The sequence below is a fragment of the Blastococcus sp. SYSU DS0669 genome, assembly GCF_054050895.1.
On record NZ_JBJHAE010000009.1, the window covers coordinates 69,303 to 86,773 of the forward strand.

The window sequence follows — 17,471 nt, forward strand, 5'->3', positions numbered from 1 at the left end:
GCGCGCCCATCGGCAGGACCGGCCCGGGTCGGAACCGTCGGCGGACCCCCCGTCTGTGATCCCCGGCAACGATCGGGCTCTCCCGTCACACCCGCCCCACCCGTCGGGGACCATGGGCGGACCAGTCCGTCCGACCCGGTAGACAGGTGACATGGAGAGCACTGCCGACATCCGGCTCGGTGATGTCGTCGCGCCGCCGACGGTGGTCTCCATCGAGCTGACCTCCACCCCGGTGCTGAGCTACGCGCTGGCCCACAACCGCATCCCGGTCGTCTCGCGCCTGGCGCTCACCTCCCAGCGGGCGCTGCGCGGGGCCACCGTGCGGCTGTCGGTGCGCGACGCCGAGGGCCCCATCGCCCAGGGGGTCGAGCTGCTCGCCGACGTCGACGGCGGCCGCACCACCGTGCTCACCGGCATCGGGCTGGTCATGGACCCCGCGGCGATGCTGCACGTGGAGGAGCAGCGCCCCGGCGTCGTCGACGTCGAGGTGTGGCACGAGGACGTGCTGGTCGGCGAGGCGACCGCGCCGGTGCAGGTGCTCGCCGCCAACCAGTGGCTGGCCAGCCCCCTGCCGCTGGCGCTGGAGATGCTCGCCGCCCACGTCATGCCCAACCACCCGGCGGTCACCGGCCTGGTCGCCGAGGCCGCCGAGCTGCTCGAGGACCGCACCGGCAGCGGCGCCCTGGTCGGCTACGCGGCCACCGCCGAGCGGGTGGACGAGGTCGTCGCGGCGGTCGCCGAGGTGGTGCGCCGCCGCGGGGTCCGCCACTCCGAGCCGCCGCTGAGCTGGGCCGACCTCGGCCAGCAGGTCCGCTCCCCCGGCGACGTCCTCACCTGGCGGGTCGCCACGCCCCTGGACGCGGTCGTCCTCGTGGCCGCCGCGCTGGAGCAGGCGGGCATCCGGCCGCTGCTGTGGCTGGCCGAGGGCTCCGGCGGGGGCCGGTCCGGCGGGGCGCACGCCTTCCTGGGCTACTGGCGGGAGGAGCGGAGCTCGGAGTCGGCCGCCACGACCGACGCCTCGCCTCTGGTGAACCTGGTCGACCTCGGGCTGATCGGGCTGGTCGAGACCTCGCTGCTCACCGGCGGGGGCGAGCCCGGCGCCGACCTGCACGCCCCGGCCTACGAGCGCTGGCTGGCCGGCGAGCTCGAGCGCGTCCTCGGCGTCACCGACGTCCACCGCGCCCGGCGCGACGGCATCCTGCCGCTGCCGGCGCGTGCCCGGACGCCGGAGGGGCTGCTGCAGGTCGTCGAGTACCGGCCGGCCGAGCACAGCGCCCCCGCGCTCCCCGCCCCGGCCGTGGGTGCGGCCCCGCAGCGCCCCGAGGCCCCGCCCCGGGTGCAGCAGTGGAAGAACGCGCTGCTCGACCTCAGCCTGCGCAACCGGCTGATCAACTACAGCGAGCGGGCCGGGCTGCCGCTGACGCTCCCCGGCACCGCGCTGCCGATCCTGGACAACTTCCTCCACGACGGCACCCCCATCACCCTGCTCCCCGGCGACCAACTGGCCGCCGTCCAGGCCGAGCGCGGCCTCACCGCCGCCAGGGAGCTGCCGGCCGAGCAGCTGACCGAGCTGCTCGTCGAGCGCCGCGAGGTGCACGCCGACGTCACCTCCGGCGGGTACCTGCCCAGGCTGCGCAACCTCGCCTACCGCGCGAAGACGGTGCAGGAGGAGACCGGCGCCAACAACCTGTACCTGGCGCTGGGGTCGCTGGTGTGGGAGCTCGACGGCCGCCCGCTGCGCTCGCCGCTGCTGCTGGTGCCGGTCGTGCTCGCCCCGGTGGGCCGCACCGGCTCCTACCGGCTGTCGCTGGACGAGTCCGGCGCGAGCACCCCGAACTACTGCCTGCTCGAGAAGCTGCGCCAGGTGCACGGCCTGGTCGTCCCGGCGCTGAGCGACAGCGCCGAGAGCACCCCCGACGTCGAGCGGGCGCTCGAGGCGGTGCGGGTCGGCCTCGTCGGTCACGGTCTCCCCTACCGGGTCGAGGCGACGGCCGACCTGGCGATCCTCCAGTTCGCCAAGTACCGCCTGTGGAAGGACCTGGACGAGCACTGGGGCGAGTTCGCCGGCAACCCGCTGGTGCACCACCTCGTGCACGAGCCGACCGAGCCCTTCCTCGACCCGGCCCGCGACTCCGGGGCCCACGTCGACCTGGACGACCTGGCCGGCCGGCTGCCCGTGCCGGCCGACGCCTCCCAGCTGCGCGCGATCGCCGAGGCCTCCGCCGGCCGCACCTTCGTCCTCGAGGGCCCGCCCGGCACCGGCAAGTCGCAGACCATCACCAACCTGCTCACCCGCGCGGTCGCCGACGGCAAGCGGGTGCTCTTCGTCGCCGAGAAGCGCGCCGCGCTCGACGTCGTCGCCCGCCGGCTGGACGCCGTGGGCATGGGCATGTTCGCCCTCGACCTGCACGACAAGGGCTCGCGCGCCTCGATGGTGCGGGCGCAGATCCGGCTCGCGCTGGAGCACGCCGTCGCCGTCGACGAGCAGGGCATGGCCACCGACGAGGAGCGGCTGCGCTCGGCCCGCCGGCAGCTGGCCCGCTACGCCGACCGGCTGCACGCGGAGAACGCCGCCGGCCTCTCCCTCTACACCGCGCGCACCGCGGAGCTCACCGCCGGTACCGACGTCCCGGCGCTGCCGGTGCCGCAGCCCTTTGTCGCCAACGCCCCGGCCGAGGTGCTCACCGCGGTCCGCCGGGCGCTCGCGCTGCTGCCCGACATCGCCGACCTCACCCGGCCCTCCCTGCGGCACCCGTGGGCGTTCGTCGACTCCCCCGAGATCGACCTGCCGGCGGCCCGCGAGGCGGCGGCGGCCGTCGACGCGGCCGTCCGGGAGGCCTCCGGGTTCGCCGAGCTCGGCGGCGTGCTGCGGCACGCCCGCACCCCCGAGGACCTCGACGCGCTGGTCCACCTGCTCTCCGGCCCGCCGGTCGGCCTCGACGTCCTCGACGAGACGTTCAGCAGCCGCTGGACGACGGCGACCGGCGCGGTGCTCGGCGAGGTCGCCGCGTTCACCGCGTTCCGCCACCCCGGCCTCGACGTCGCCGGCCCCGAGGTGCTCGGGCTGCCGCTCGCCGAGATCTACGTGCGCGCGCAGACGGCGGCGGCGTCGGGCTGGTGGGGCCGCCGGAAGCGCCTGCTCGCGGTCCGCGACGAGATCGCCGCCTGCCTGCGCCCCGGTGCCAAGGTGCGGCCCAAGGACGTCCCGCTGCTGGTGGAGAGCCTGTGGCGGGTGCGGACGGCGGTCCAGGCCGTCGCCGGCCGGGTCGACACCGTCCCCGGCCTGTCCGCGCCCACCTCCTGGAACCCGTTCACCGACCCCGGGCTGCTGGAGCGCGAGGTCGAGTGGCTGCGCCGGGCCGGCGCCGCCGTCGACGGCTCCTCGGCCTTCCACGTGGCGCTGCGCAAGCTCATCGTCGCCGGGATGCCCGCCGCGCCGGCCCCCGCGGAAGCCGTCGCCCGCCTCCGCGACGCCGTCGTCGCGCTGCTGGACGTCTGCCGCAGCTCCTCGGACCAGCTCGCCACGTGGGCCGGTGACGACGGGCTGGTCCTCCGCTGGTCGATGACCCGCCCGGAGCGCGGTGTGGAGAACTCGGTGCTGATGTCGCTGCGCCGGTGGGTCTCCTTCCTGGACACCTTGGAGCCGCTGCGCTACGCCGGGCTCTTCGACGCCCGCACGATGCTGATCACCGGGGCGGTGACCGCGGACGACGCGGTGCGCGCCCTGGACCGCGGCCTGGCGACGGCGTCGGTCGCCGAGCGGCTGGACGCCACCGGCCTGGACCTCTTCGACGTCGACGCGCACCAGGCGGCGATCGTGCGGTTCACCGAGGCCTCGCGAGCGGTCCGCGCCCACCTGACGGCCGCGCTGCCGGCGTCGGTCCTGGCCTCCCGGCCGTTCGACGCCGCGATGGGCACCGGCCAGGTCGGCGCCCTGCAGCGGGAGCTGGCCAAGCAGCGCCGCGGGCTGGGCGTCCGGCAGCTGCTCGCCCGGTACGGCGAGCTGGTCACCGCCGTCATGCCGTGCGTGCTCGTCTCCCCGGACTCGGTGGCCCGCTTCTTCCCGGCGAAGGCCGACCAGTTCGACCTGGTGGTGTTCGACGAGGCCTCGCAGATCCGGGTGGCCGACGCCATCGGCGCCCTCGGCCGGGCCCGGGCCGCGGTGGTCGTCGGTGACTCCAAGCAGATGCCGCCGACGTCCTTCCTCGAGCCCACGACCACCGCGCACGACGACGCCGTCGAGGTCGTGGAGACCGCGGTCGAGGACGAGGAGTCCATCCTCGGCGAGTGCGTGCAGGCGCGGGTGCCGCGGCACTGGCTGTCCTGGCACTACCGCAGCCAGGACGAGTCGCTCATCGCCTTCTCCAACGCCCAGTACTACGACAGCCGGCTCTCCTCCTTCCCGGCGCCCACGCACGGGCGGGCCTCGGCCGAGGCCGACGGTCGCGGGGTCTCGCTGGTGCGGGTGCCCGGCACCTTCCACCGCTCCGGGGCCGGGCGGCTGCTGCGCACCAACCCGATCGAGGCCAAGGCGATCGTCGCCGAGATCCGCCGCCGGTTCGACGCGGTGCCGCAGTGGGACGGCATCGACGCCGTCCCCTCGATCGGCGTGGTGACCTTCAACGCCCAGCAGCGCTCCTACATCGAGGCGCTGCTCCGCGACGCGGACGACGACCGGCTGTCGGCCGCGCTGGACCGCACCGACGGCGAGGGGCTGTTCGTCAAGAACCTGGAGAACGTGCAGGGCGACGAGCGCGACGTCATCTTCTTCTCCACCGGGTTCTCGCCCACGGCCGACGGCACGCTGCCGTTGAACTTCGGCCCGCTGAACCGGCAGGGCGGCGAGCGACGGCTCAACGTCGCCATCACCCGGGCCCGGCGCCAGGTCGTCGTCTTCTCCTCCTTCGACCCCGCGCAGCTGCGGGCGGAGGAGACGTCCTCGGTCGGCATCAAGCACCTGCGGGCCTACCTCGACATGGCCGAGCAGGGCACCGACGTGCTGCCGCGCTTCCCACGGTCGGCCGCGGTCGTCGACCGGCACCGGGAGCAGATCGCCGCCGCGCTGCGCGAGCGCGGGCTGGTGGTGCGCACCGACGTCGGCCTCTCGGAGTTCCGCGTCGACCTGTCGGTCTCCCGCCCCGCCGACCCCTCGACCCCGGTGATGGCCGTGCTGCTGGACGGCCCGGCCTGGGCGCGCCGGGGCACCGTCGGCGACCGCGACGGCCTGCCCCCGGAGGTGCTCGGCGAGATGCTGCGCTGGCCCGTCGTGGAGCGGGTGTGGCTGCCCGCGTGGCTGGCCGACCCGTCCGCGGTCGTCGACCGGCTGGCCGGTGCGGTGGACGCCGCCCCGGTCGCCAGCCGGCCGATCGCGCAGCCGGTGCCGCTGCCCACGGCCGCCGTCGAGTCGTTCAAGGGCGTGGCCGCGCTCCGTTCCTCGGTGACCTCCCTGGCGGTGCCGACCCCGACCGCCCGCCCGGCGCCGAGGCCGGCCGCCGCGGCCAAGCCCGCCGGAGCCCCGGCCCTGGAGGGCGAGACCCCCTTCGTCCCGTGGATCCCCAAGACCGCGGGCGAGAAGTCGGTGCTCGACGAGCTGCCGGTGTCGAAGGCCGCGCGGGCGGTGCGCCGGGTGATGGCCGCGGGCGTCAAGGCGGAGGGACCCATCCACGTCGACCGGCTGGCCAAGCTGACCGTGGGCGCGTTCGGGCTCAACCGGGCCACCGAGGCGCGCAAGCAGGTGCTGCTGTCGCTGCTGCCGCCCTCGGCCGTCGACGGCGACTTCCTGTGGCCCGAGGGCGTCGACCGGGCGACCTGGACCGGGTTCCGCCGCCAGGTGGCCAGCACCGACCGCCCGCTGGAGCACGTGGCCCCGGAGGAGGTCGCCAACGCGATGGCGGCGCTCTGCCGGGCCGCGGCCGGCATGACCCGCGACGAGCTGCTGACGGCGACCGCGACGGTGTTCGGCTACAAGCGGCGGGCCGCGTCGGTGACCCCGGTGCTGGAGAAGGCACTGGCCGCCGCCCTGGGCTCGGGCCGGCTCACCGAGTCGGGCGACGGCCTCGTCACCGGCTGACCCGGTGCCGGGCGGCGTGTCCCGGGACGGGGCGCCGGAGCCGGTTCACAGCGGGGCCCGCCGCGAGGACAGTGGTCGTCGCGGCGATGCCGCAGGGGCGTCGCCCGGTCCGAGAGGAGTGGTGGCATGTACGCCCGGTCCACCACGATGCGCAATGTCCGCAGCATGGACGACGGGATCGCCTACGTCCGGGACACGGTCATGCCGGCCGTGCAGGGGATGAGCGGTTGCGTCGGTCTGTCGATGATGTGCGACCGCCCGGGGAGTCGGTGCATCGTCACCACCGCCTGGGCCGACGAGAGCGCCATGCACGCCAGCGCGGAGAGCGTGCGGGAGATGCGGGCCCGCGCCGGCGAGGTCTTCGGCGGGGAGGCCGAGGTGGCCGAGTGGGAGATCGCGCTGCTGCACCGCCGCACGGAGGCGCCCGAGGGCGCGTGCACCCGGGTGACCTGGACCCGCGGCGACCCGGCCACGACCGACCGCTCGGTCGACGCCGTGCGCATGGGGGTGCTGCCGCGACTGGACGAGCTGCCCGGCTTCTGCAGCGTCAGCCTGCTCACCGACCGCCGGACCGGTGCGGGCGCGCTCGCGGCCACCTACGCCAGCCGGGCGGACATGGAGGCGTCGGCCGAGACGGTGCGCGGCATGCGGGAGCAGATCACCCGGGAGCTGGGCATGGAGATCACCGACATGGCCGAGTTCGACCTGCTCCTGGCCCACCTGCGGGTACCGGAGACCGTCTGATCAGGGCGCCCGCACGACGTGGCCGCGAGCGCCGCCGGGCGTTCTGGCTCGGAACGCCCGCACCGGCGATGGTTCCTCCGGGCAGTCGCTCTCTGCCCCGCCCTCGTGGGCAGAGAGCCAGCGGCGGAGGGACATGCCCGGCCCGTAGTAGCGCTCTGCCCCGCCGACGTGGGCAGAGCGCTACTGCCGGCAGGTGGTCACCGGCCTTCCGCACGACCGCGGCGGGAACCTGTCGCGGCCGGCACCGGTCGCTCAGGTGCGCGCGACCGCCAGCAGCGTCACGTCGTCGGTGCGCGGCGGGTCCAGCGCCGCGAGCACCGCGTCGAGCAGCGCCTGGGGGGCGACCGGTCCGCCGGCGACGGCGGCGCGCAGGTCGTCCAGGCCGGTGCTCAGCCCACCCGGACCGCGCTCGACGAGACCGTCGCTGATCAACAGCAGGCGGTCGTCGCCGGCGAGGGTCAGCCGGGTCTCCCGGTAGCCGGCGGCGTCGAGCAGTCCGAGCGCCGGTCCCCGGCCCTCGCGCAGGTACTCGGCGGTGCCGCCGGTCGCGTGCAGCACGGGCAGGTGGCCGGCGTTGGCGATGACGACCTCGCCGGTCGCCGGGTCCAGCTCGGCGACCACAGCGGTGGCGAGCTCCCCCGGCAGGAGCGCGCCGATGACCTGGTTCAGCCCGTCGAGCGCGGCCGCCGGGCCGCCGGCCCGCAGCAGGTGCGCGCGCAGCGCGTGCCGCAGCTGGGCGGTGATCGCGGCGGCGGCCAGCCCGTGCCCGGCGACGTCGCCCAGCACGACCGACACCCGCCCGCCGGGCAGCGGCACCAGGTCGTACCAGTCGCCACCGACGACGTCGTCCTCGCTGGGCAGGTACCGGGCCGCCAGGTCGACGCCGGGGACCTTCGGCAGCTGCTCCAGGAGCAGCGTGCGCTGCAGCGCGCCGGCCAGGCGGTCGTCCTCGGTGGCCCGGTTCGCGGCGGTCTCGGTGAGCAGTGCGGCCAGGCTGCGGGCCGCCGCGACCTCGTGGTGCAGCCACGGCTGCGCCGTCTCCCGCACCGTCTCGCTCCAGGCGTCGAACGAGCGGCGCGGGCTCAACCGCGGGCCGGCGTCGGTCTGCGCCGTCTTGGCGGTGTACGGGTTGCCGCCCCAGGTGATCTCGCGCAGCGTCTCGGGGCGGAACCAGGCGAGGAAGTCCCCGCGCCCGCCGGCCACCTCGGCGACCAGCACGCCGCTGGCGGTGGCGGCGAGGTCGGCCGCCCCCGGGACGACCCGGCTCACCGCGTCGGTGACGCCCACCCCCGCCGCCAGCAGGTCGCGGACCAGCGGGCCGACCCGGTCGGCCGGGGGCGTCGTCCCGAGCAGCCGCAGCTGGCCGCCCAGCCGCACGGCGGCGCCCGCGGCGGGCAGCAGGTCCAGCGCGGTGACCCCGCCCTCGGTGAGCGCCGTGGCGAGGCCGCGCGGGGTGCGGCCGATGACCGCGGCGAGCTCGGCCTGGCGGTGCGCGACCTCGACGACGCCGCTCTCCTCGCCGGCGGCCACCTTGGTGGGCAGCAGCAGGGAGGCGGTGCGGCCGAGGAACTCCGCGGCCGTGCGGTCGGTGTAGGACGGCCGGTGCGGCCCCGCGTAGTGGTGGCAGGCGATGAGGCCCCACAGCTTCCCGCCGTCGACCAGGGAGATCGACATGGAGGAGCGCACGCCCATGTTCGCCAGGTACTCCAGGTGCACCGGGGAGACGCTGCGCAGCATCGCACCGGAGAGGTCCAGGGGGCGCCCCGCCACCGTCGGGGGCTCCAGCGGCACCGGGCGGTAGGTCGCGTCCGGGATGAGCCGCATCCAGTTGGTGGCGTACAGCGCCCGCGCCTGGGCCGGGATGTCGCTGGCCGGGAACCACAGACCGAGGAAGGGCTCGAGGTCCTCGCGGCGGTCCTCGGCGATCACCTCGCCGTTCCACTCGGCGTCGAAGCGGTAGACCATCACCCGGTCGAAGCCGGTCAGGGCGCGGACGTCGCGGGCGAGCACGTCGGAGAGCTCGTCGAGGGTCGGGCTGGCCGACAGCCGCTGCAGCACGCTGGGCAGGCGGCGGTGCCAGGCGGTGCCGGCCTCCTCCGCGCCCAGGACCGGTTCCCACTCGGTGAGCAGCAGACCGTCGGCGCGGTGCACGACGACGTCGACCTCGGCGCCGGCCACGCCGACCCGCAGCGGGTTCAGCTCCCCGAGGTCGCCGGCGAGGCCCGCGCGCAGGCGGGCGGCATCGTCGGGGCCGAGCAGCTCGTCGAGGGCTGCGCCGGCGACCGGGCGGCCGAACAGCTCGCCCGCGTTGGCGGAGGCGACGACGACGGCGAGGCCCGGCTCGGTGACGGCCAGCAGCACCCCGTGCGGCTGGACGGCTCCGGGGACGGCGATCGGCTCGTCCGCGCAGCGGGCGAGCGCGTCGTCGTCGACGGTGCGCGCGGGGCCGGCCGGGGAGCTGGTCACCCCGGCGACGTTACGTGGCGTCGCGGTTGACGGCGGGGCTGGGCACCTCGCCGGCGGAGTTCACGATCGGGATCACCGCGTGGAGTTCCAGCAGGTCGATGGGCAGCCGGACGGGGCGGTTGCTCCGCGGTGCGACGACGTGCAGCTCGACGCCGGCGGCGGCGGCCTTGCGGGCCACGGCGATGAGGGTGCGGGCGCCGGACGAGTCGAGGAAGGCCGTCGGCGCCAGGTCGACGACGATGCCCTCCGGGCCGGCGGCCAGCAGCGCCTCCGCGGCCTCGGCGAGCCGCGGCGCGGTCGCGATGTCCAGCTCACCCCGTACGGTGAGGGCCGGACGCCCGGCGATCGTCGTACGGTCCACGTCGAAGAGCACCGTTCACCTCCCTCAGCGCGTCGTCTCCGACGTCCGAGGGTAGGCCACCGTGCAGGAGGAGGCTGAACGGCCATGAACATCGACTTCAGCGTGCGCCTGCCGACCGACGCGCACAGCGTGCCGCTGGTGCGCGGGCTGCTGCGGCAGGCGCTGGAGCACCTGGCGGTGCCGCAGGCGGTCGTCGACGAGATCGTGCTGGCGCTGACCGAGGCCTGCGCGAACGTCGTCGACCACGCCGCGGACCACGAGGCCTACCAGGTCGACGTCGCGATCGACGACGAGACGTGCCGGATCAGCGTGCTCGACGACGGCGCGGGCTTCGACCCCCGCGCCGCCCACGACGCCCCCACCTCCCCCTTCGACGCGCGCGGCCGCGGGCTCGTGCTCATGCGCGCGCTGGTCGACCAGCTCCAGTTCGTGCAGGACGACGACGGCCGCCACCGGGTGAGCTTCGAGAAGCGGCTGGTCACCCAGCCGCACCTGCGCCTGCTCGACCCGCGCTGACCGGTCAGCCCCGGACCGGGATCGGGTGCGGCGCCACCAGCTCGGCCAGCGCCTGACCCCACCGGCGGGCCCGGTCCTCCTCGCCGTCGAGCAGCGGCCCGGCGACGTCGGACACCAGGAAGTGCTCGGCCGGCGCGGCCAGCGTGGCGCCCAGCCGGCGGAGCAGCGTCTCCTCGGTGCGGGCCGCGTGGTCCAGCGCCGTGACCAGCACCGGTCGGTCCATGCGGGTGTCGAACGCGGCGGCCTGGATGCCGCGCGGCAGCCGGACGTGGTCCAGCCACTCGTGCAGGCCGAAGGTGACGTCGGGGATCACCGCCGCGTGCTCGCGGACCGCGCCCTCACGGGTGGCCGGGCGCGGCATCCCCAACGCGTGCGTCGGGCCGCCGACCACGAGCAGCCGCACGTCGGCGGGCACCAGCATCGGGGCCTCGCGCGCGCAGGCGACGTCGACCTGCAGCCGGCCGCACAGGCCGTGGGCGACGGCCATCGCGACCCGTCTCGCGTCGCCGAACACCGACTCGTAGACGACCAGGGCTCCGGCCACCGACCTCACCGCCTCGTGTGCCGCCTGCAGGAGGGCGCCGACCGTAGGCCCGCCCGACCCGTCGTGGGGTACATCACGCACCCAACCGTGATCTCGTCCACCGGCCGGGGGGCGTGTCGTCGACGATGGGCGGTGTGAGCGGTACTCCTCGCGACGACGCGTCGCCCGACGACTTCTCCGCCGCGGTGCGGGAGGCGGGCCGCCGGCTGGCGGAGGTGGCCGAGCGGACGCCGCTGCAGCGCAACGCCCGCCTCTCGGGGCTCACCGGCGCCGACGTGTGGCTCAAGCGCGAGGACCTGCAGGTGGGCCGCTCGTACAAGATCCGCGGCGCCTACAACACCATCGCCGGGCTGGACGGCGCCGCCCGCGCCGCCGGGGTGGTGTGCGCCAGCGCCGGCAACCACGGGCAGGGGGTCGCGTACGCCTGCCGCGCCCTGCAGGTGCGCGGGCGGGTCTACGTGCCCGGGACGACGCCGCGGCAGAAGCGGGAGCGGATCGCCGCGCTCGGCGGTGACATGGTCACCCTCGTCGTCGCGGGCGACTCCTACGACGAGGCCGCCGCCGCGGCCGCGGTCGACGCCGCCACCACCGGTGCGACGCCGGTGCCGGCCTTCGACGCGCTCAGCACGGTGACCGGGCAGGCGACGGTCGCGGTGGAGGTGCTGGAGCAGCTCGGGTCCGCGCCCGACGTCGTCGTCCTCCCGGTGGGTGGGGGCGGGCTGCTGGCCGGGTGCGGCACGTGGCTGCGCCGGCACTCCCCCGGCACCCGGCTGGTCGGCGTGGAGCCCGCGGGGGCGGCGGGCATGGCCGCGGCGCTGGCGGCCGGGGAGCCCGTGGACCTGCCGGAGATCGACACCTTCGTCGACGGCGCGGCGGTGCGGCGGGTGGGGGCGGTGACCCTCCCCCTGGTGCGCGACAGCGGCGCCGAGCTGCTGACCGTGCCCGAGGGCCAGATCTGCACCGAGATGCTCGACCTGTACCAGGCCGACGGGATCATCGCCGAGCCCGCGGGCGCTCTGGCGGCCGCGGCGGTCAGCGGCGGGCTGGTCACCGTGGAGCCGGGGCAGACCGTCGTCTGCCTGCTGTCCGGGGGGAACAACGACGTCAGCCGGTACGCCGAGGTGATCGAGCGGTCGCTGGTGCACCGCGGGCTGAAGCACTACTTCCTCGTGGAGTTCCCGCAGGAGCCCGGTGCGCTGCGCCGCTTCCTCGACGAGGTGCTCGGCCCCGAGGACGACATCGTGCTGTTCGAGTACGTCAAGCGGGACAACCGCGAGACCGGCGCCGCCCTGACCGGGATCGAGCTGGGCAGCGCCGAGGGCCTGCCCGCCCTGCTGGCCCGGTGCGAGGCGAGCCCGCTGCGCATCCAGCTCGTCGCCCCCGGGACGACCGCCTACCGCTTCCTCGTCTGAGCGCGCCGCCGGGGCGGCCGCCCCGGCACCCCGGGCCACCCCGGGGAGCGTCGAGCCGCATTCCCCCGCGGCTCGAGGCCGTCAGACCCGGCTCCACCCGCGGGCGGACAGCCCCGGGTCAGCTCGCCGCGCCCTTCAGGCGGTCATGAAGCCGCTCTCGTAGGCGGCGATGACCGCCTGGGTGCGGTCCCGGGCGCGCAGCTTGAGCAGCACGCTGCTCACGTGGGTCTTCACCGTCTCGCGGCTGAGGAACAGCTCGGTGGCGATCTCCGCGTTGGACAGCCCACCGGCCACCAGCCGCAGGACGTCGGCCTCGCGGCCGGTCAGCTCGGGCAGCGCGGCGTCCCCGCGGGCCCGGGACGGCGCGTGTGACGCGATGAGCCGGCGGGTGAGGTCGGGCAGCACCAGCGACGTCCCCCGCGCCACCACCCGGATCGCGTCGACCAGCTCCTCCGGGTCGGCCCGCTTCAGCGCGAAGCCGCTCGCCCCGGCCTGCAGCGACCGGAACAGGTAGTCGTCGTCCTCGAAGGTGGTCAGCACGAGCACCCGTGGGCGCTGCGGATCGCGCCCGACCAGCTCCCGGGTGGCGGCGATGCCGTCCATGTCGGGCATCCGCACGTCCATGAGGACGACGTCGGGGTCGGTGCGCGCCGCCACGTCCAGCGCCTCCCGGCCGGTGCCGGCGTCGCCGACGACGGTGAGGTCGGGCTCGCTCTCCAGGATCACCCGCAGGCCCGACCGGACGAGCACGTCGTCGTCCACGAGCAGCAGCCGCAGCGTCACGCCGCCCCCGACAGCGGCAGGCTCGCGCACAGCTCGAACCCGCCGCTGGGTGTCGGCTCGGCGCGGAGCGTGCCGCCGGCCGCTGCGGTCCGCTCGCGGAGGCCCGCCAGCCCGCGGCCACCACCGGGGCCGGGGCGGCTGTCCAGCTGCGAGGCCCGCTCGTTGACCACGCGGACGTCGAGGGTGTCGCCGGAGCGGACGACCTGGGCGACGGTGAGCGGCGTGCCGGCGTGCCGGAGCACGTTCGTCGTCCCCTCCTGCACCACCCGGTAGGCGAGCTCCTGCACGCCCGGCGGGACGTCGTCGACGTCGCCGTCGACCACGAGGGCGACCGGCAGCCCGCCGTCGCGCAGCCCGGCCAGCAGGTCGTCGAGGTCGGCGAGGGCGGGCGTGGCGAACGCGGGGCCGCCGGGCGGGCCGTCCCCGTCGCGCAGCACGGTGAGCACCCGGTCGAGCTCGGCGAGCGCGGCCCGGGTGTTGGTCTCGATGTGCCCGAGCGCCTGGCGGGCGAAGTCGGGGTGCACCGGGCGCCCCTCGGCGGGGGTGAGCGTGCGGCGGGCGGCGGTGGCCTGCAGCAGGCTGGCGGTCAGCGAGTGGCCGATCGTGTCGTGCAGGTCGCGGGCGAGCTTGTTGCGGTCGGCGAGCCGGCGGCTGCTCTGCTGCAGCGCCGCGATCTGCTGCTCGGCCCCGGCGCCGAGCAGGCGGGGCATGACCGCGGCGGCCAGCCGCACGACGGCGTCGAGCAGCACGAGGGTGACGACGACGACGAGCGCCATCAGCGCGAGCAACGGCAGGAAGTTCAGCCAGTTCCAGTCCGGGCCCCAGCGGATGGCCGCCACGGCCACCGTCGCGAAGAAGAGCAGGCCGAGGGTGGCGGCGCCGAGGAGCACCCGTGCGCCGAGCCAGCCGACGGCCCGCCAGGTGCCGGCCGAGGCCAGCAGCCGCCGCGCCCGGGGCACCACGCCGGGCAGCTGGCGGACCCGCTCGCCGGCCGGGACGTCGATCCCGAGCAGGGTGCGGGCCATCTCCCGCTCGAAGCCGGCGAAGCCGCGGATCGTCGCGAGGACGAGCGGCACGAGCAGCAGGCCGACGCCGTAGATGACGGCGACCACCGAGCCGAGGAGCGCGAAGTGGAAGGCCAGGGCCAGCGCGCCGACCGGCACCATCGCCAGCGCGTACAGGGCCCGGCCGGGCCAGCCGGGGCGCGCGGCGGTGCGGACCACCGCGCGCAGCCCGGCCGCGATCTCGGCCCCGGACCGCGGGAAGGTGGAGGGAGGCACGTCCCGATCCTGACCGACCGCGCCGCCGCGCGACTCCCCCTCGGGCGTGCTCCGCTCCTCCCCCGCGCGGGGGAGCCAGGTCGGCGCTGCGGGGTGATCCGCACGCACCCCCGCGCCCGGGACGCTCGCAGCCATGACCTCATCCTTCTCCCGGAGCCCGGCATGATCGAGGTGCGCGGGCTCACCAAGACCTACGGCGCGGTGCGCGCCGTCGACGACCTGACCTTCGACGTGCAGCCGGGCAAGGTCACCGGCTTCCTCGGTCCGAACGGCGCGGGCAAGTCCACCACGATGCGCATGGTGCTCGGCCTGGACCGGCCGACCTCCGGCCAGGCGCTGGTGGGCGGCCGGCCGTTCGCCCGGCTGGCCGAACCGCTGCGCGCCGCCGGTGCGCTGCTCGACGCCCAGGCCGTGCACCCGGGCCGCAGCGGGCGGGACCACCTGCGGGTGGCCGCCCGCACCCACGGCCTGCCGGCCCGCCGGGTGGACGAGGTGATCGACCAGGTGGGGCTCGGTCCCGCAGCCACGCGCCGGGTGAAGGGCTACTCGCTCGGCATGCGGCAGCGGCTCGGCATCGGCGGTGCGCTGCTCGGCGACCCCGCGGTCCTGCTGTTCGACGAGCCGATGAACGGGCTGGACCTCGACGGCGTCCGCTGGATCCGCCGCCTCGTGCGGGGGCTGGCCGACGAGGGGCGCACGGTGCTGCTGTCGAGCCACCTGATGAGCGAGATGGAGCAGACCGCCGACCACCTGGTCATCATCGGCCGCGGGCGGTTGATCGCGGACGCGCCGATCGTCGAGGTGATGCGCGGGCAGCACGCCGGCCGGAAGGTGGTCGTGCGGACGCCGTCGACCGACGACCTCGCGGGCGCGCTGCTGCGCCGCGGTCTCCGGGTGCACCCCACCGGCGACGGCGACCTCCTCGTCGAGGGCGCCTCCGCAGAGACGGTGGGGGACGTCGCGCTGGAGACCGGCGTGGCCGTGCACCGGCTGGCCGAGCAGCAGCACTCCCTGGAGGAGATCTACCTCGACCTCACCGGGGACAGCGTCCAGTACCGGGTGGCGGGCAGCCCCGAGCCGGCCGGGCAGGTGCGGGCGTGACCGCCGCGACCGCCCGGGTGGCGGAGCCGGGCGCCGCGACCGTCCTCGCCCGGGCCGCGGGCGCCGAGTGGTTGCGGCTGCGCACCGTGCGGACGACGTGGTGGTGCCTGCTCGCGGCCGCGGTGGCCACCGTCGGCATCGGGACCCTCTCCGCCCTGGACGAGGCGGAGATGGCGAACGCCACCGGGACGACGGTGGCCGCGACGGTCGCCGGCGAGTACGGGACCCTGGTCGGGCAGTTCGCGCTGCTGCTGGTGGTGCTGCTCGCGGTCACCGCCGAGTACGGCAGCGGGGCGATCGCGCCGACGCTGCAGTGGACCCCGCGCCGGGGCGTGCTGCTCGCCGCGCGGGTGGCCGTGCCGGTCGCCGTCGCCACCGCGGCCGGGGTGCTGCTCGCCCTCGTCGCCGACCTCCTCGCGAAGGTGCTGGCGCCGGGCCTGGTGCTCTCCTCCGGCGAGCTGGCCGGGAGCCTCGGCGGGGTCGCCGCCGTGCTCCTCGCCGCCGGCGTCATGACCGCCGGGCTGGGCTTCCTCCTGCGCAGCACCGCCGCCGCGCTGGCCGCGGTGTTCCTGCTGCAGCTCGTGCTGCCGGCGCTGCTGCCGGCCTTCGGCGTGTGGGCGGCCGACATCGCCGAGCTGCTGCCGGGCTCGGGCGCGGTCTGGGTCCTGCTCGACGCGCTGGACCTCACCGCGGCGCACGCCACGTCGCTCCTCGCCGGCTGGGCGGCCGCCGCGCTGGCCGCCGGTGGGTGGTCGCTGCTGCGCCGGGACGCCGGGTGACCGGCGTGGGCGCGGGGCTCGGCCTGGGACGCCCGCCGGTCCGCACGGGTGCGCTGGCTCCCCGCCGGCCGTGGCGACGGCGGCTCGCGGCGTCGCGGCCGCTGGACCGGGCCTACCGGGCGGGCGTGGCGGTCGTCGGGACGGCGGTCGTCCTGGTCGGCCTGGTGACCGTCCCGCTGCCCGGGCCCGGCTGGCTCACGGTGCTGGCCGGGCTGGCCCTGCTGGCGTCGGAGTTCACCTGGGCCGAGCGCCTGCTCGCCGTCGCCCGGCGGCACGTCACTCGGTGGACCCGCTGGGCGACCGCGCAGGGTCCGGCGGTGCGCCTGCTGCTCGCGGCGGGGACGGCGGTGCTGGCGCTGGCCGCGGTCCTGCTCGGCCTCGCGGTCGTCGGCGTCCCGGGGTGGCCGCCCGGGGGGCGGTGACCGTGCGCCGCGCCGCCGGCTACGCGGGCTCGATGACCCGGATCGGGGCGCCGGCCATCCACGCCGCGACGTCCTCCACCGCCTCGCCGTAGAACACCTCGTAGGTGCCGCGGGTGACGTAGCCCAGGTGCGGGGTGAGCACCGCGCGGCGCAGCTCGCGCAGCGGATGGTCCCGCGGCAGCGGCTCGGCGTCGTACACGTCGAGGCCGGCGCCGGCGATGGCGCCGCGGCGGAGCACGTCCACCAGGGCGGCCTCGTCGACGATCGGGCCACGGCTGGTGTTGACCAGCACCGCGGTGTGCTTCATCAGCGCCAGGTCGTCGGCGCCGATCAGGCCGCGGGTCCGCTTGGACAGCAGCAGGTGCACGGTGACGACGTCGGCGGTGGCGAACAGCTCGTCGCGCTCGACCCTTCGCGCCCCCACCTCGGCGGCCCGCTCGTCGGTGAGGTTCTGGCTCCACGCGACGACGTCCATGCCGAAGGCCTGCCCGATGCGGGCCACCTGCGCGCCGATGCGGCCGAGACCGATGACGCCGAGCCGGGCGCCGTGCAGGTCGCCGCCGATCGTGGTCTGCCACCCGCCGGCGCGCATGGCGGCGTCCTCCTGCGGCAGGTGGCGCAGGGTGGCCAGCACCAGCGCCCAGGTGAGCTCGACGGTGGAGGTGGCCGAGGACGCGGTGCCGCAGACGGTGACGCCGAGCTCACCGGCCGCGGCGACGTCGATCGACTTGTTGCGCATGCCGGTGGTGACCAGCAGCCGCAGGTCGGGCAGCCGCTCGAGGACGGCGCGGTCGAACCGCGTCCGCTCGCGCATGGCGATCACGACGTCGAAGCCGCGCAGCCGCTGGACGAGCGCGTCCGGGCCGGCGGCGGTGTCGTGAAACTCGACGACCTCCGCCGGCCCGGGCAGCCGCGACCAGTCGCAGAACTCCGCGGCGACGGACTGGTAGTCGTCCAGGACGGCGATGCGGTGCACGTCCCAAGGTCTACCGG

Annotated in this window: 13 protein-coding genes; 7 read left to right on the forward strand and 6 right to left on the reverse strand. The window is 76.3% G+C overall.

The window, feature by feature from the left end; translation table 11 throughout:
• The first annotated feature begins 151 nt into the window (after positions 1–151).
• Both ACI792_RS11610 and ACI792_RS11615 read left to right on the forward strand, forming a co-directional pair.
• A complete protein-coding gene (locus ACI792_RS11610; protein WP_456602710.1) occupies positions 152–6,070 on the forward strand; it encodes a DUF4011 domain-containing protein in 5,919 nt (1,972 codons plus the stop codon).
• A gap of 126 nt (positions 6,071–6,196) precedes the next feature.
• Entirely contained in the window at positions 6,197–6,814 is a 618-nt protein-coding gene (locus tag ACI792_RS11615) for a hypothetical protein (RefSeq protein WP_456602711.1), read from the forward strand.
• A gap of 252 nt (positions 6,815–7,066) precedes the next feature.
• On the opposite strand, the gene ACI792_RS11620 is transcribed toward ACI792_RS11615, so the two are convergent.
• Both ACI792_RS11620 and ACI792_RS11625 read right to left on the reverse strand, forming a co-directional pair.
• Positions 7,067–9,280 (reverse strand): SpoIIE family protein phosphatase, encoded by a 2,214-nt coding sequence (locus tag ACI792_RS11620; protein ID WP_456602712.1) that lies wholly within the window; start codon positions 9,278–9,280, stop codon positions 7,067–7,069.
• Positions 9,281–9,290: 10 nt separating this feature from the next.
• Positions 9,291–9,653 (reverse strand): STAS domain-containing protein, encoded by a 363-nt coding sequence (locus ACI792_RS11625; protein ID WP_456602713.1) that lies wholly within the window; start codon positions 9,651–9,653, stop codon positions 9,291–9,293.
• A 72-nt stretch (positions 9,654–9,725) separates the two neighbouring features.
• Between ACI792_RS11625 and ACI792_RS11630 the strand changes: the two genes are divergently transcribed.
• Positions 9,726–10,157 carry an ATP-binding protein gene (locus tag ACI792_RS11630; protein WP_456602714.1) on the forward strand — a complete coding sequence of 144 codons (432 nt, stop codon included), beginning with the start codon at positions 9,726–9,728 and terminating at the stop codon, positions 10,155–10,157.
• Between the two features lie 4 nt (positions 10,158–10,161).
• Here ACI792_RS11630 and ACI792_RS11635 read toward each other — a convergent pair whose 3' ends face one another.
• Positions 10,162–10,701: a hypothetical protein gene (locus tag ACI792_RS11635; RefSeq protein WP_456602715.1), complete on the reverse strand. Its 540-nt coding sequence runs from the start codon at positions 10,699–10,701 to the stop codon at positions 10,162–10,164.
• Between the two features lie 134 nt (positions 10,702–10,835).
• On the opposite strand from ACI792_RS11635, the gene ilvA reads away from it, so the two are divergent.
• The gene (ilvA, locus tag ACI792_RS11640) at positions 10,836–12,113 is read left to right on the forward strand and encodes a threonine ammonia-lyase IlvA (protein ID WP_456602716.1); all 1,278 of its coding nucleotides are present in this window, start codon (positions 10,836–10,838) and stop codon (positions 12,111–12,113) included.
• Between the two features lie 135 nt (positions 12,114–12,248).
• On the opposite strand, the gene ACI792_RS11645 is transcribed toward ilvA, so the two are convergent.
• Both ACI792_RS11645 and ACI792_RS11650 read right to left on the reverse strand, forming a co-directional pair.
• The gene (locus ACI792_RS11645) at positions 12,249–12,896 is read right to left on the reverse strand and encodes a response regulator (protein WP_456602717.1); all 648 of its coding nucleotides are present in this window, start codon (positions 12,894–12,896) and stop codon (positions 12,249–12,251) included.
• Positions 12,893–14,176, reverse strand: coding sequence for a sensor domain-containing protein (locus ACI792_RS11650; protein WP_456602718.1), 1,284 nt, complete (start codon positions 14,174–14,176; stop codon positions 12,893–12,895). The genes ACI792_RS11645 and ACI792_RS11650 overlap by 4 nt, the downstream gene beginning before the upstream one ends.
• 162 nt (positions 14,177–14,338) lie before the next feature.
• On the opposite strand from ACI792_RS11650, the gene ACI792_RS11655 reads away from it, so the two are divergent.
• From ACI792_RS11655 to ACI792_RS11665, 3 genes are read left to right on the forward strand one after another with little or no spacing between them, the layout of a single operon-like run.
• Positions 14,339–15,277 carry an ABC transporter ATP-binding protein gene (locus ACI792_RS11655; RefSeq protein WP_456602719.1) on the forward strand — a complete coding sequence of 313 codons (939 nt, stop codon included), beginning with the start codon at positions 14,339–14,341 and terminating at the stop codon, positions 15,275–15,277.
• Positions 15,274–16,056: a hypothetical protein gene (locus tag ACI792_RS11660; RefSeq protein WP_456602720.1), complete on the forward strand. Its 783-nt coding sequence runs from the start codon at positions 15,274–15,276 to the stop codon at positions 16,054–16,056. The genes ACI792_RS11655 and ACI792_RS11660 overlap by 4 nt, the downstream gene beginning before the upstream one ends.
• The gene (locus ACI792_RS11665) at positions 16,053–16,478 is read left to right on the forward strand and encodes a TIGR02611 family protein (protein WP_456602721.1); all 426 of its coding nucleotides are present in this window, start codon (positions 16,053–16,055) and stop codon (positions 16,476–16,478) included. The genes ACI792_RS11660 and ACI792_RS11665 overlap by 4 nt, the downstream gene beginning before the upstream one ends.
• Before the next feature lie 19 nt (positions 16,479–16,497).
• Here ACI792_RS11665 and ACI792_RS11670 read toward each other — a convergent pair whose 3' ends face one another.
• Positions 16,498–17,454: a D-2-hydroxyacid dehydrogenase family protein gene (locus ACI792_RS11670; RefSeq protein WP_456602722.1), complete on the reverse strand. Its 957-nt coding sequence runs from the start codon at positions 17,452–17,454 to the stop codon at positions 16,498–16,500.
• Between the last annotated feature and the right edge of the window lie 17 nt (positions 17,455–17,471).